General features: G+C 76.6%; 10 protein-coding genes. 4 read left to right on the top strand and 6 right to left on the bottom strand.

What is annotated here, in order from left to right:
* Positions 1–53: 53 nt before the first annotated feature.
* Positions 54–2135: an NlpC/P60 family protein gene (locus tag P3H78_RS23395; RefSeq protein WP_276111091.1), complete on the bottom strand. Its 2082-nt coding sequence runs from the start codon at positions 2133–2135 to the stop codon at positions 54–56.
* Positions 2136–2679: 544 nt separating this feature from the next.
* Here P3H78_RS23395 and P3H78_RS23390 point away from each other — a divergent pair.
* The 3 genes from P3H78_RS23390 to P3H78_RS23380 all read left to right on the top strand — a co-directional run bounded on the left by P3H78_RS23390 (position 2680) and on the right by P3H78_RS23380 (position 7889).
* Positions 2680–5091, top strand: a complete 2412-nt coding sequence (locus P3H78_RS23390) for a phosphoketolase family protein (RefSeq protein WP_276111090.1) — start codon at positions 2680–2682, stop codon at positions 5089–5091.
* Between the two features lie 223 nt (positions 5092–5314).
* Positions 5315–6007: a response regulator gene (locus tag P3H78_RS23385; protein ID WP_276111089.1), complete on the top strand. Its 693-nt coding sequence runs from the start codon at positions 5315–5317 to the stop codon at positions 6005–6007.
* 139 nt (positions 6008–6146) lie between these two features.
* Positions 6147–7889, top strand: coding sequence for a sensor histidine kinase (locus tag P3H78_RS23380; protein WP_276111088.1), 1743 nt, complete (start codon positions 6147–6149; stop codon positions 7887–7889).
* Positions 7890–7947: 58 nt separating this feature from the next.
* Here P3H78_RS23380 and P3H78_RS23375 read toward each other — a convergent pair whose 3' ends face one another.
* The 4 genes from P3H78_RS23375 to P3H78_RS23360 all read right to left on the bottom strand — a co-directional run bounded on the left by P3H78_RS23375 (position 7948) and on the right by P3H78_RS23360 (position 12040).
* Positions 7948–8832 carry a universal stress protein gene (locus tag P3H78_RS23375; RefSeq protein WP_276111087.1) on the bottom strand — a complete coding sequence of 295 codons (885 nt, stop codon included), beginning with the start codon at positions 8830–8832 and terminating at the stop codon, positions 7948–7950.
* Positions 8833–9238: 406 nt separating this feature from the next.
* Positions 9239–10234, bottom strand: a complete 996-nt coding sequence (locus P3H78_RS23370) for a universal stress protein (protein WP_276111086.1) — start codon at positions 10232–10234, stop codon at positions 9239–9241.
* Between the two features lie 173 nt (positions 10235–10407).
* Positions 10408–10989, bottom strand: a complete 582-nt coding sequence (locus P3H78_RS23365; RefSeq protein WP_276111085.1) for an Rv1733c family protein — start codon at positions 10987–10989, stop codon at positions 10408–10410.
* 376 nt (positions 10990–11365) lie between these two features.
* Positions 11366–12040, bottom strand: a complete 675-nt coding sequence (locus P3H78_RS23360) for a CBS domain-containing protein (RefSeq protein ID WP_276111084.1) — start codon at positions 12038–12040, stop codon at positions 11366–11368.
* A gap of 241 nt (positions 12041–12281) precedes the next feature.
* Between P3H78_RS23360 and P3H78_RS23355 the strand changes: the two genes are divergently transcribed.
* On the top strand, positions 12282–13190 hold the full coding sequence (locus tag P3H78_RS23355) for a pyridoxamine 5'-phosphate oxidase family protein (protein WP_276111083.1): 909 nt from the start codon (positions 12282–12284) through the stop codon (positions 13188–13190).
* Between the two features lie 333 nt (positions 13191–13523).
* Here P3H78_RS23355 and P3H78_RS23350 read toward each other — a convergent pair whose 3' ends face one another.
* Complete coding sequence (locus tag P3H78_RS23350) at positions 13524–14402, bottom strand: CBS domain-containing protein (RefSeq protein WP_276111082.1); 879 nt, start codon at positions 14400–14402, stop codon at positions 13524–13526.
* Between the last annotated feature and the right edge of the window lie 47 nt (positions 14403–14449).

Genomic DNA, 14449 nt, shown 5'->3' with positions numbered 1-14449 from the left:
CCCCGGCCCGCCCCGGCGGACGGAGCCGGGTCACGCCCCGGGGGCCGTCCGGATCACGCCGGCCGGACCGCTCCCCGGATCGCCGGGGCGCCCGCGAAGAAGATCGACTCCTCCCGGATCGGCGTCCCGGGACCCGGGGCGTGGACCATGGTGCCGCTGCCGGTGCAGATGCCCACATGACCGGCGTCGGCATGGAAGAAGACCAGGTCGCCGGCGCGCAGTTCGGCCAGCGGGACCGCGGTGCCGAGGGCCGACTGCTCCTGGGCGGTACGCGGGAGCGCGACGCCCGCGACCCGCCAGGCGGCCTGGGTGAGGCTCGCGCAGTCGTACGAGTCCGGTCCGGTCGCCCCCCAGACGCAGGGCCTGCCGATCTGAGCCCGGGCGAAGGCCAGTGCCCTCTCCGCCTGCCCGGCCGGGACGACGCCGGACGGGCCGGCCGGAGCCGCCGCACCGGTCCGGGGAGCGGCGGCGAATGCGGGGTCCGCGGTGAACGTGTGACCGCCGGTGAGGGCGGGGACGGCCGGGGCGGCCATCGAGGCGACGGTGTCCAGGTACAGCGGTGTGTCGAGGTACGCGGTCACGTCGGCGCCGCGGGCGGGCCCACCGTCGTAGCCCTGCGCGGTGCCGCCTCCGTGTCCCTGCGTGGGTCCGGCGCCGTACCCCTGGCCGGGGCTGACGTCGTATCCCTGCGGGAGGCCGCCCCCGTATCCCTGCACGGTGCCGCCGGGCGTGCCGACCGCGGTGGGCGGCACCGGACCGTCCGCAAGGGGTGACTGCCCCGCCGTGAGGGGCGTTTCGGTCCACGGCGCCGTGGGCGTGCCGCGCCACGGCTCCGCGGCGGAGGGTGCCCCGGCGGCGGTCGCCGGGCGGGTCGCGGACTGCGCCGCGTGCCGCGCCAGCACGCCCTGGGACTGGGCGAGTTGGCGCCGCAGCCGCTCCTTGGCGGACCGGTCCACCTGCGAGCGGGGCCGCACGGCCCGGGCGGTCGCGGATTTGAGGGGCCCGGGCGGAGCGCCGGTCCCGCCGGCGTACGCCGGCACCGGGGGAGGCGTGCTGCCCCACGTCCCGTCGAGCGCGCCGGGGACGGTCCCCCCGAAGGGTGCCGCCGCCGCGAGCGCGGCCGGCGCGGCGCCGAGGCCCGTGGGCGGAACCTCCGTCAACTCCGCTGCGGACAGGTTCGGCCGGGGAGCCACGATCATCGGCCCCCCGTCGCCGGCGCTTGCGTCGACCGGTGCCGGCACGGCCCCGGCGGGCCACACCGCAGTCTCCGCCAGGGGCTGCGCACCCCCGCCCACGACGGGCCACGGGTCCGCGCCCGCGGAGGGCGGCCGACCCGTGAGGCCGGTGGACAGCACGTCCATGGAGCCGGTGGCCAGTGCGTCCGTGCGGCCGGTGGACGGTACGTCCAGGGCCCCGGAGGGCAGCGCCTCCATGACGCGGGTGGACAGTGCGTCGACGGGGCCGGGCAGCCCGTCCGCAGGACCGGCGGGAGGCGTGCCCGCGGGTCCGGGGAGCAGCGCGGTGGCGTCCCCGTACGGCAGCCGGCCCGTGCCGCCGGAGGGCAGGGCGCCGGGACCCGCGGTGCCGTCCGCCCCGGGGGCGGTGCCGGCCGCGGGCAGGGCAGGTGGCCCGGCCGGAGCGACGAGGGCCCTGGCCGCCGTGGGACCGGCCACCGGTTCCGGGTCGGACGGGCCGGCGGTCAGCTCCAGGCGGGCCGGGGCGGGCAGTTCGCGTCCCCGCTCCGGGAGGGCGGCTGCGGTCCGTGCCGCGGGCAGCGCCGTGCGCGAGTCCCCGGGCTGCGGACGGCGGCCGGGCGGGAGAGCCGCGGCGACGCTCGGACCCGACTGCGCACGCGCGACGTCCATCCACCGTCTGGCCAGCGCGTCCAGGGCGGGATCCGCGGACCGGGCGGAGCGGGCCGGAACCGGGGCGGTGCGCGAGCGCTGGGCCCTGTTCATCGCCCGCGTCGCGTTGTAGTTCCCGGTGGCCGTCTCGGCCCGGTCGTAGAGGCGGCTGATCCGCTGCTGGACCTCGGCAGGGCTGGGGACGACGTCGTCCACTGCCGCCCCCGGGTCGAAGTCGCGCGCACCGGGGAGGCCGAAGCCGCCCGGGCGCGAAGGTCGTTCCGGCGCCACGAGAGACGCACTCCTTCCACGGGCCGCCTGCCGGGGCGCCTGTCGGGTTCGGGCGGACGGATCCGGAAGGTGTGCCCGACGGCCGTGCCGCGCGCGGCGGCCGGCCGATTCACCCCGAGGAGCCGGCTCCCCGGTTCCGGCGGCCGCAGGGACGCACCGGACTCGGCGGTGGCCGCACGCTCCGACGGGGTTCGCCGGAGGAAGTCATGCGACCTGGCGTCAACTTAGCGAACGTGTGTGCCTCGTGTGAAGATTGAAGCGTAATATGTCCGATATGAATGCGTGACCTTGGTCCCGGGCCGAGCGCTGCCCAGTCGCTGCCGGGGAGCGCGCGAGGACACGGGCGGACGCGGGGCGAGGCGCGGGCCGAGGGGCGGGGCGAGGCGCGGGTCGGCGTCGCAGCGGGTCCGGCCGCGGAGTGACCCGAACGGCCCTGTCGGCGACCCCGCCCGGCGCCGGAGGGTGGACCGTGTGCCGGAGGCGGACTCGTGCGCCCCGGCACACAGCACCGTCCGACCCCCGTCCGTCACGGAAAGGACCTCCGATGGCCGCCGACCCCCGGCAGGCACCCGCCACGCCGCCGCAGGACGACCCCGCCCGGGAACTCCCGCAGGACGAGCTCGCCGCCCTGGACGCCCACTGGCGCGCCGCCAACTACCTCTCCGTGGGCCAGATCTACCTGATGGCCAACCCCCTGCTGACCGAACCCCTGCGCCCGGAGCACGTCAAGCCGCGGCTGCTCGGCCACTGGGGCACCTCGCCGGGCCTCAACCTGGTCCACACCCACCTCAACCGCGTCATCAGGGCACGCGACCTGGACGCCGTGTGCGTCTGGGGCCCCGGCCACGGCGGCCCGGCCGTGCTCGCCAACTCCTGGCTGGAGGGCTCCTACACCGAGGTGTACCCGGACGTCACCCGGGACGCGGCCGGAATGGCCCTGCTGTTCCGGCAGTTCTCCTTCCCCGGCGGAGTGCCGAGCCACGTCGCCCCGCAGACGCCGGGCTCGATCCACGAGGGCGGCGAACTCGGCTACGCGCTCTCGCACGCCTACGGCGCCGCCTTCGACAACCCGGGCCTGCTGGTGACCTGCGTGATCGGGGACGGCGAGGCCGAGACCGGACCGCTGGCCGCGTCCTGGCACTCGAACAAGTTCCTCGACCCGGTGAACGACGGAGCCGTCCTGCCGATCCTGCACCTAAACGGCTACAAGATCGCCAACCCCGCCGTCCTGGCCCGGCTCCCGGAGGCCGAACTCGACGCGCTCCTGCGGGGTTACGGACACGAACCGCTGCACGTCACCGGTGACGACCCGGAGGCCGTGCACCGGGCGATGGCCCACGCCCTGGACACCGCCCTCGACCGCATCGCCGCACTCCAGGACGCCGCCCGCACCGGGGGTGCCACCGACCGGCCGCGCTGGCCGATGATCGTCCTGCGCACCCCGAAGGGCTGGACCGGCCCCGCCGAGGTCGACGGGCTGCCCGTGGAGGGCACCTGGCGCGCCCACCAGGTCCCCCTCTCCGGCGTGCGGGAGGACCCCGAGCACCTGCGCCTGCTGGAGGGCTGGCTGCGGTCGTACCGGCCCGAGGAGCTCTTCGACGAGTACGGCGCCCCGCGCGCCGCCGTGCGCGCCCTGCTCCCCGAGGGGCGCCGCCGGCTGGGCGCGAACCCGCACGCCAACGGCGGACTGCTGCTGCGCTCGCTGCCGCTGCCGCCCCTGGAGCGCCACGCCGTCCCGGTCGACAAGCCCGGCTCCTCCCTGCACGAACCCACCCGCGTCCTCGGCGCCCTGCTGAGCGACGTGATGGAAGCGACCGCCGGACGCCGCGACTTCCGGCTCGTCGGCCCCGACGAGACCGCCTCCAACCGCCTCGAGGCCGTCTACGCCCGCACCGGGAAGGCGTGGCAGGCCGAGACCCTCGGCACCGACGAACACCTCGACCGGCACGGCCGGGTGATGGAGATCCTGTCCGAACACACGTGCCAGGGCTGGCTGGAGGGGTACCTCCTCACCGGCCGGCACGGACTCTTCTCCTGCTACGAGGCCTTCGCCCACATCGTCGACTCGATGGTCAACCAGCACGTCAAATGGCTGCGCACCACCCGCGGCCTGCCCTGGCGCGCCCCCGTCGCCTCCCTCAACTACCTGCTCACCTCGCACGTGTGGCGCCAGGACCACAACGGCTTCTCCCACCAGGACCCCGGATTCGTCGACCACGTCCTGAACAAGAGCCCCGAGGCCGTACGGGTCTACCTGCCGCCGGACGCCAACACCCTGCTCGCCGTCGCCGACCACGTGCTGCGCAGCCGCGACTACGTCAACGTCGTCGTCGCGGGCAAGCAGCCCTGCTTCGACTGGCTCTCCCCGGAGCAGGCCCGGGCCCACTGCGCCCGCGGCGCCGGGCTGTGGGAGTGGGCGGGCACCGAGGACGGCACCCGCGCACCGGACGTCGTGCTCGCCTGCGCGGGCGACGTGCCCACCCAGGAGGTGCTGGCCGCCGCCCAGCTGCTCCGCCGCCACCTGCCCTCACTCGCCGTGCGGGTGGTCAACGTCGTCGACCTCGCCCGGCTGCTGCCCGCCGAGGAACACCCGCACGGGATGAGCGACTTCGAGTACGACGGGCTCTTCACCACGGACCGGCCGGTGATCTTCGCGTACCACGGCTACCCCTGGCTCATCCACCGCCTCGCCTACCGCCGGGCCGGACACCCGCACCTGCACGTCCGCGGATACAAGGAGATCGGCACCACCACCACACCGTTCGACATGGTGGTCGGCAACGACATGGACCGCTACCGCCTGGTCATGGACGTCATCGACCGCGTGCCCGGACTCGCGGTGCGCGCCGCGGCCGTGCGTCGCACCATGGAGGACGCACGGCTGCGCCACCACGCGTGGATCCGGGAGCACGGCACCGACCTTCCCGAGGTGGCCGACTGGACGTGGGACGGCTGACGGCGCGGGCGCCGCGTGCCGGGGCGGGTCCGCTCCACCCGCCGGGCCCTGCCCGCTCTCCGCCCGGCCGACCGCCTCCTGCACGACGGTGCAGGCGGGCGGGCGCCGGGGGAGCGCGGCCGCGTCCCGTACGGGCGAAAGAGGGCCGACCGGCCCTGGCCAAGGGTCCCCCTCCGGGGAAGGATCCCGAGTGGACCACCGGACACACCCCGAGGAGCAACCGATGGCGGAGCGTGAGCAGGCCGGCCCCGGCACCCCGATCCGGGTCTTCCTCCTGGACGACCACGAAGTGGTGCGGCGCGGGGTGCACGACCTGCTGGACGACGAACCGGACATCACCGTGGTCGGCGAGGCCGCCACCGCGGAACAGGCCCTGGTGCGGGTCCCCGCGCTCCGTCCGGACGTCGCCGTCCTCGACGTCCGCCTGCCCGACGGCGACGGCGTGACCGTCTGCCGCGAACTGCGCTCGCGCCTGCCCGACCTCGCCTGCCTGATGCTCACCTCGTTCGACGACGAGGAGGCGCTGCTCGACTCGATCATGGCCGGCGCCTCCGGCTACGTCCTGAAGCAGATCCAGGGCTCCGACCTGGTGTCGGCGGTGCGCACCGTGGCCCGCGGCCAGTCGCTGCTCGACCCGAGCGCCACCACCAAGCTCATGGCCCGGCTGCGCGGCGGCCCGCCCCAGGAGGCCGAACCGGACGCGCTGCCAGGGCTGACCGAGCGGGAGCGGGAGATCCTGGCGCTGATCGGCGAGGGCCTGACCAACCGCCAGATCGGCCAGCGGCTCTACCTGGCCGAGAAGACCGTCAAGAACCACATCTCGCGGCTGCTCGCCAAACTCGGTGTGGAGCGGCGCATCCAGGCCGCCGTGATCGCCACCCAGGCGCAGGACCGGCTGCGTGGCGACGGCCACTGACCCGCCCCGCGGATCGCCGCGCCGGTCCGGGCCGACGCCCGGGGCGCGCTGATCCCGTGTCGCCGCCGTGACGGAACCGCTACTGTGAGAGACGAGCGGGACGGCTGTCGTTACGGTGTCGGGGCATGGAGGATCAGCGGTGGGAAGCTCCGGGGACGCTCAGGAGGCCCGCGTACGGCTGCCCCAGCTGCGGCTCGACGAACTGCTCGACGAACTGCAGGCCCGCCTCGACTCGGCGCGCGGCACCCGGGACCGGGTGCACAGCCTGCTGGAGGCGGTCCTCTCCGTCGGCCGCGAGCTCGACCTGGAACAGGCGCTGAACAGCATCGTGGAGGCCGCCGCGACCCTCGTCGACGCCGAGTACGCCGCCCTCGGCGTGATCGGCCCGGACGGCAGGCGGCTGTCGGCGTTCCACACCGTGGGGGTGAGCCCCGAGCAGATCGCGCGCATCGGTCCGTACCCGGAGGGCCACGGCATCCTCGGCGAGCTGATCCGCCACCCGGCCCCGCTGCGGCTCACCAAGCTCTCCGAGCACCCGGCGTCGTACGGCTTCCCGGACCACCACCCCCCGATGAACACCTTCCTCGGGGTGCCGATCCGGGTGCGCGACCAGATCTTCGGCAACCTCTACCTCACCGAGAAGCGCGGCGGGCTGCAGTTCGACGAGGACGACGAGTCGGTGCTGTCGACACTCGCCGTCGCCGCCGGCGTGGCCATCGACAACGCCCGCCTCTACGAGGAGTCCCGGCTGCGTGAGCGCTGGCTGCAGGCCAACGCGGAGATCACCCACAGCCTCATGTCCGGCACCGTCCAGGGCGGTGTCCTCGGCCTGATCGCGGAACGCGCCCGGGAGATCACCGGCGCCGCCCTCGCCGTGGTGGCCGTGCCCATGACGGACACCGACTCCCTCACCGTCGAACTGGCCATCGGCGAGGAGGCGGAGGTGCTGCGCGGGCTGGTGCTCCCGGTACACGGCACCCTCCTCGGGCAGGCGTACACCGGCGGCGTCCCGGTCACCACCCCCGACGCGGCCCGGGACGAGCGGATCTCGGGCGGGCAGCCGCGCTTCACCGGGCTCGGGCCCGCCGGGGCCGTGCCGATCGGCTCCGACGACCGGGTCCGCGGTGTGGTGCTGCTGGTCCGGGCGGCCGGCGCCCACCCGTTCTCCGGCCAGGAGATGGAACAGCTCCAGGTGTTCGCCGCGCAGGCCGCCGTCGCCATGGAGCTCGCCGAGCGCCGCCAGGACGCCGAGCAGATCGCCCTCCTGGAGGACCGCGACCGCATCGCCCGGGACCTGCACGACCTCGCCATCCAGCGGCTGTTCGCGACCGGCATGACACTGCAGAGCGCGGGCCGGTTCATCGAGCACACCGAGGCCAAGGAACGCGTCCTGCGCGCGGTGGACGACCTCGACGAGACCATCAAGATCATCCGGTCGACGATCTTCGGTCTGCGCAGCCGCGGCGACGACACCGCCCCCGGGCTGCGCACCCGCGCCGTACGCGTGGTCGGCGAGGCCGCCCCCCTCCTCGGCTTCGCCCCCAGCGTGCGCATGGAGGGGCTGCTCGACACCCATGTGCCGCGGGAGACCGCCGACCACGTCGTCGCCGTCCTCTCCGAGGCCCTGACCAACATCGCCCGCCACGCGCACGCCGACCGCGCGGAGGTCGTGCTGGAGACCGACGGCAAGGAGGTCCGCCTCACGGTCACCGACGACGGCGTGGGCCTGCCCGCCGACGGGCGGCGCAGCGGCCTCGCCAACATGACGGAGCGGGCCCGCAGACTCGGCGGCGACCTGGCACTCGTCGCCCCCGGGTCCGGCGGCACCCGCGTGGTGTGGCACGCCCCCGTCGGCGGACCGCCGGACCGCTCCCGGAGCTGACGGTCCCCGGGGAGCCCCCGTACCCGGTGTACGTCGTGGTCCGCCGTGCCCGCGCCGGTCAGTCGCCGTCGCTGCGGGGCACGACCAGCACCGGGCACCGGGCGTGATGCAGCACGCCCTGGCTCACCGAGCCGAGCATCATGCCGCCGAAGCCGCCCAGCCCCCGGCTGCCCACCACCAGGCCCAGCGCGTGCTCGGCCGCCTCGGTGAGCACCTCCACCGGGTGGCCCTTCACCACGTCGTGGCGCAATTCGACCTCCGGGTGCGCGGCGGTACGCCCCGCGACCGTCTCCGACAGCATCCTCCGGCACTCCTGGAGCGCCGCGTACTCGTCGAAGACGCCGAGCACCGGCGGCCGCCAGACGTACAGGGCGCGCAGCAGCGCACCGCGCATCGCGGCCTCCTCGAAGGCGAAGTCCACGGCGGACGCCGCGTGCGGGCTGCCGTCGACACCGACCACGAAGTAGGCCGGCTGCTGCGTCAGGTGCTCCGGCTCCGGCACCACGACGACCGGGCACGGGGCGTGCGCGACGAGCGGCAGCGCCACCGCGGACGACCCGAACCGCTCCCGTGCGGAGCTCAGGTGCCAGGACCCGATCACGACCTGCGCGGCCTGCCGGGCCTGCTCGCCGAGCACCCAGTCCGGCCGGCCCTCGGCCAGCAGCCCGGACACCTCCAGGCGCGGGTGCCGGGCCTCCACGAAGGAGACCGCCTCCTTGAGCGTCCGGTCGCCGCTGGTGTGCAGCTCGTCCTTCCAGCCCTCCCAGGACGGGCGACCCTGCAGGGGCCGGTACCCGGGCACGGGCTCCCCCTGCGCGTGCACCAGCAGGAGGGGCAGCCTGCGCCGGTCGGCCTCGTCGGCGCCCCAGGCGAGCGCCACCCGCTTCTGCGGATCCGGGTCGACCCCCACCACGATCGGCCTGCGGCCCTCGGTGTACGACATCGACGCCTCCCGGAATGGGGCGCGCGGTCTCCGTGCCCGGGGCCGCGCCGCCGGGGGTCTCCGGCTCCCGTTCCGGGTCCCGCCGGGACGCGCCCGGGGCGGGGGCTCCGGAACCGTTCCGGCCTCCGCTCCCCATGGTGACGGGGAGCCCGCACGGCACGCTTGGGTCGTTCGGCCCTTTCGCCGCGGCCCGGCGGCCGCACCGGGGACGGCGCGACGGGCGGTCCCCGGGTGCGGTGGTCGGGACGTGCGGAGCGGCTTCGTACGGGCCGGCGCCGTGCGGATCGGCCTCGTAGGGACCGGCGCCGCGCGGATCGCGTTTCGTGCGGATCGGCGCCGGCCCGGATCGGCACCGCGCCGAACGCAGCGGCACCGGAGGGCGCTGTGCGGTACGGCTGACGGGCGGTCAGCGGGACGCCCGGCTCTCCTCCGCCCGCGTGCCGGGCCCGGCACGGCCGTGCCGGGCCTCCTGCCGCGCGGAGGCGTCCCGTGCGCCACCGGTCGCCCGGTCGTCGTGCGGCGCGCCGCGCACCACCGCGACGGGGCCGTGCGCACGGAGCAGCAGGGCCGCGCTCACGGATCCCGGGCGCAGTCCGGCGAACCCGGTGCGCCCCCGCGAGCCGACGACCGTGAGCCGGGCGGTGCGGCTCGCCTCCACCAGCGCCTCCCGCGGCGCACCCGCCACCAGCCGGGCCTCCACCGCCACCTCGGGATACCGTTCGCGCCGGCCCGCGACCGCCTCGGCCAGCAGCCGCTCCTCCGCAGCGGTGCCACCGCCGGGCCCGGCCGCGGGCGAACCGGCTGCCGGGGGAGGACCGGCCGCCGTGGCCGGTGACGTGCTCTGAGTCGTCCAGGCGTGCAGCGCCAGCAGCGGCGCCCCGCACCGGGCGGCCTCGTCGAACGCGAACCGCACGGCCTCGGCGCCCGACGGGGAGCCGTCCACACCGAGCACCACGGGACCCCGGGCATCACCCGGACCCGGGACCACCAGGACGGGACACCGGCCGCGGGCGGCCAGACCGGCCGCCGTGGCACCCCGCCACGGCCCCGCCGGCGCGGCCGGGCCCCGGCTCCCCACGACCACGAGATCAGCCCGCCCGGACTCGGCCCGCAGCACGGTCAGCGGATCACCCTGCACGACCCGGGCGGAGACGTCCACGCCCGGCGCGGCCGAGCACGCCCGTGCCACGGCGTCCTCCAGGAGACGGTCCGCCGTCTCCCGCAGCCGGGCCCGCTTCGCCCGGGACAGCACCCGGTCCAGCGACGCGTGCGCCATCGGCCACGAGTGGGCGTGCACCACGTGCAGTACGGCACCGCGCACCTCGGCCTCCCGCGCGGCGCACGCCGCGGCGGCGAGACCCGGCGCCGATCCGTCCACGCCCACCGTCACCACGCCGCGCATCGCGTCACCTCACCGGGTCGGTCGCCGATCCGTGCGGTGCGCGGCCGCGCCGAGGCCGGGGCGGCAGGCTGGGCCGCGGTCCGCGGAGCCCGGCCCGGAGCACCGAACTCGGAGCCCGGAGCACCGGGCTCGGTGCTCGGGGAGCGCGTGGCGGGCGCGGGTCGTGGGGCGCGTCAGTGCGTCGTACGGCCCCATTGCGGGCCGACCTTCTCCCACTCCGCCTCCCAGGCGCGGCCGCGGCGCCGGTCCAGGGCCGCGTGCACCGCGTAGTACCCGCCGGCCGCGATCCCGCCGACGGCGAGGGCCGCCGTGACGCCGGTCGCCGCCGCCTGGGTGGTGGCCTGGGCCGGAGTCGGCGGCTGGACCGTGATCCGCTGGTGCCCGTCGACCCACACCACGAGCCGGGCGCCGGGCTGGAGCCCGCCGTCGACCAGGGTGCGGCCCGTGCGGCCGGTGCCGTCGGGTGCCGTCCAGCGGACGGTGCCGAGGACGCGGTCGCCCGCCGACCCGAAGCGGTCGACGCGCCGCTGGGCGTCGCCGGCGAACGTGGCGGTGACCGGGTGCCGGTCGGTGCGCTGCTGGGCGAGGCTGTCCGCCGTCGCCTGCCCGCTTGCCGCCCCGGCGAGCGGGCCGCCCACCGCGACGACCGTCCAGGCGGCCAGCAGGACCCAGCCTTCGATGAGGTCCTCGCGGCGACGCAGCGGATTGCGCCGCCAGCGCCACAGCGACCGCCGGGTGCGTGTCCTCGTCGCCATCGTGCTCACCTCCGGCTGTCCCCTACAGGGTCACGCGGGAGCCGACCGTCGGGCAGGGCCTTCCGGGTCCCGCTCCGCGCCACCGGAAGGCCATCCGGCCCTGCGGCCCGGCCGGCGGCGGTCTCCCCCGGCTTGCGGCCCGCTCGGGGCGGCACCGGCTTCGAGCCGAGCACGCCTGCCGGGTGCCGCGCCCCGGGACGGCGGTCGCGCACCCCCGCGGCTGGTCCCTCCGGCGTGGTGCCGCGGTCTTCGGTCCCGGCCCGGTCCCGGCCTCGTGTCGCGGTCTCCGGCTCCGGCCTCGGTCCCCCCGGCATCCTCGTTCCCGGCCTGGCGTCCGACCGGCACCGCGCGGCGCGGTATCCGGCGCCCGGCCGTGTCAGCCGGCGCCGACCGAGTGGGTCGTGTCATCGGCGTGGTACACGATGTCCGACGCCACCGACACGACGCCGTCCACGCCGCGGCACAGGCGCTCGATCACCGGCACGACGCTCCGCGTGCCCACCACGCCCTCCAGGACCACCCGGCCGTCCGCCACCGAGACCGTCACGTCGGCGGACGTCAGCCCCAGCGTCCGGCCGAGCACGTCACCGGAGATCTCCTCCCGGATCGCCTCGTCGCGGCGCAGGAAGATGCGCAGCAGGTCGCCGCGGCTGACGATGCCCACGAGGACGCCGGCCTCGTCGACCACCGGCAGCCGCTTCACGCGGTGGGCCTCCATCAGCCGGGCGGCCTCCACCACGGTCCACTCCGGCCGGGCGCACACCGCGGGAGCGGACATCAGCTCCTCCGCCGTCGCGCCGTCGACGCGGGCCGGGCCCCGGCCCGCCGCGTCCGGCGGGGGCAGCAGCCCGGCCGGGTCGGGCTGCGCGGCCACCTGGCTCAACAGATCCGCCTCCGACACGACGCCGACCGGGCGGCCCGTGTCGTCGATCACGGGGACGGCGGTCACGCCGTTGTCGGCCAGCAACTGGGCGATCCTCTTGAACGGCGTGTCCCGGCCGACCCGGACGACGCCGCGGGTCATCAGGTCCTCGACCACACGGTGCTGCATGGAGCCCACTCCTTCCGCTCCCGGGGCCGGCGGGGCCCGCCGGGACGACGTACCGCCACGGCCCTCTCCCTCCAGCGTCCTCCCTCCAGCGTCGCAGCCGCAGGCCCCGGACGCCCGGGGCCCACCGCGCAGGAGAAGGTGCCGATCGGCCTTCATGGAGGGGACCTTGAGCCCCGTTGGTGCCGCGGGCGGGCAGGCGGGATCCTGGGGACCGGACCCTTCGAGAGCAGGAGGCTCGGTCATGCACGCTCACAAGGGTGATCGGCTGGTGGTCGAGAGCGCGGTCACCGGCACGTCCCGGCGCGACGGCGAGATCGTCGGCCTGCACCACGACGACGGGACCCCGCCGTACGACGTGCGCTGGTCGGACACCGGCGAGATCACGCTCGTCTTCCCCGGACCGGACGCACACGTCCACCACTTCGGGCCCGACCAGGACGCCCCGGGGCCCGCCGGGCACTCCGCGGCGGCACGGTTCCGGGAGGCGCCGGCCGGCCTCCGCGAGGCACACCCCGGCGACGTGGGGCGCCGGGTCGCGGCCGCGCGCCGGCGGCAGGGGCTCGACCTGGAGGAGGCGGCGCGGCGCGCCCGGATGTCCCCGCAGTACCTGGCGTACCTGGAGCAGCGGCCCTCGGACCCGAACCTGACGACCCTGATCCGCCTCGCCGACGCGCTCGGCACCACCCTCGTCGACCTCCAGGGCGGCGGCGAGGACCTGCCGCCGGGTCAGGGGCACGCGCTGCTCCGCCCCCGGCTGCGCGACCTGGACGAGGGCGAGTGCCGGTCCCTGCTGTCGACGCACGGGGTCGGCCGCGTCGCGCTGACCACACCGGACGGTCCCGCCGTCTTCCCGGTCAACTACGACGTGATCGACGACGGCATCGTCTTCCGCACCTCGCCCGAGGCAGCGCCCGCGGCGGCCGTCGGCGCCGAGGTCGCCTTCGAGGTCGACCACGTCGACGACGCCCTGAGCCAGGGCTGGAGTGTGCTGGCCGTGGGACCGGCCCGCGCGGTCACGGACGCCGGTGCCGTCCGGCGGCTCGACGCGACGGTCCACGCCGACCCCTGGGCGGGCGGGGAGCGCACCCTGTGGGTGGAGATCCGCCCGACCCGCCTGACGGGCCGCCGGATCACGCCCGCGGACTGGTGAGCGGCCCGCGGACCCGGGAGCGGCCCCGCACCGCCCCCGCGGAAGCCGCCGGAGCCGCCGAAAGCCGCCGCCCCGGCCCGTAACCGATCGGTTCGGCCCGCGCTCGACCGGTTCGGCACGCCCCCGGGGCGGCAGGGACGGGCCGGGTCGGTGCGGGAGGGCGGACGGGGCGGATCCGGCAGTGGTCGCGCCCGGCCGGGACCGTCGCGCCCGGCCGTAACGGTGCCCGGCCGTGACAGGTACGCCCGGGCAGGACGGTCGTCCCCGGTCCGGGAGGGGCAGGAAGAGGGCTCCGGGAAGGGCGGGGAACGGCACCGCCCGGGACGGCCGCGGTCACTCCGGGACCAGGCTGCCCCGTACCTCCACCACGTCGTCCATGTCCTCGATCTCGGCCATCAGCCGTGCCGCGGCGGCGCCCGGCAGCCGGCCCCGCAGGTCGACCACGCCGCCCCGGACGCCGACCTGCACCGCGTCGGCGGCACCCGGCCCGGCCACCACCGTCACCAGGTGGCGGATCTCCTTCTCGATGCCCGCGTCGTCCCGGATCAGGGCGTGCAGCAGGGCGTTGCGGTGCACGGACCCCACCAGCCGCCCCTCGTGGTCCGTGACGGGCACCCGCTTCAGCCGGGACAGCGCCACCAGCCACGCCGCCTCCGCCACGGACGCCCCGGGCAGGACGGTGATCGCCGGGCTGGTCATCAGGACCTCGGCGGTGTCGCCGCGCGCCTTCTCCAGCAGCCTGCGCTCCCGGATGCGCCGCAGCGGGCCGAGCCGGTGGTCCTGTGCCTCCACGGCGGCCTTCGCCAGCAGGTCCGACTCGGACACGACCCCGACGACCCGGTCGTCCGCGCCCACCACGGCGACGGACCCCACGCCCTCACGCGCCAGGAGCCGGGCGACCTCCTGGAACGGCAGGTCCCAGGGCACGGACGGCGCGGGCACCTGCATGACGTCCCGGACCAGCAGCGGCGCGGTGGCCGCGGTGGCCGATCCCGGCTCCGCCGGGACACCGGCCCGCTCCGGGGCCGTCCCGCCGGGCTCCGCCTGCCCGGCGGGGGCGTGCCGCAGGGCCTGCTTCGACGACACGGCGGCCATCGCCCCCAGGTACCTCAGCAGCATCTCCTCGTGGGCGGTCTCCGCGGGTCCCGGTGGCCGCCCCGGTGCACGGCCCCGGGCGTCGGATCCGGCGGAGTACGCCTCGCGCTCGTTCATTGCGGCCTCCCGCAGTCGGCGTGCCCCCGCCATGGTCGCGGCCGCCC

This window comes from Streptomyces tropicalis, from assembly GCF_029269835.1.
GTDB lineage: Bacteria > Actinomycetota > Actinomycetes > Streptomycetales > Streptomycetaceae > Streptomyces > Streptomyces tropicalis.
Note: the sequence above shows the minus strand (reverse complement) of the source record. Positions and strands in the feature narration are given on the sequence as shown.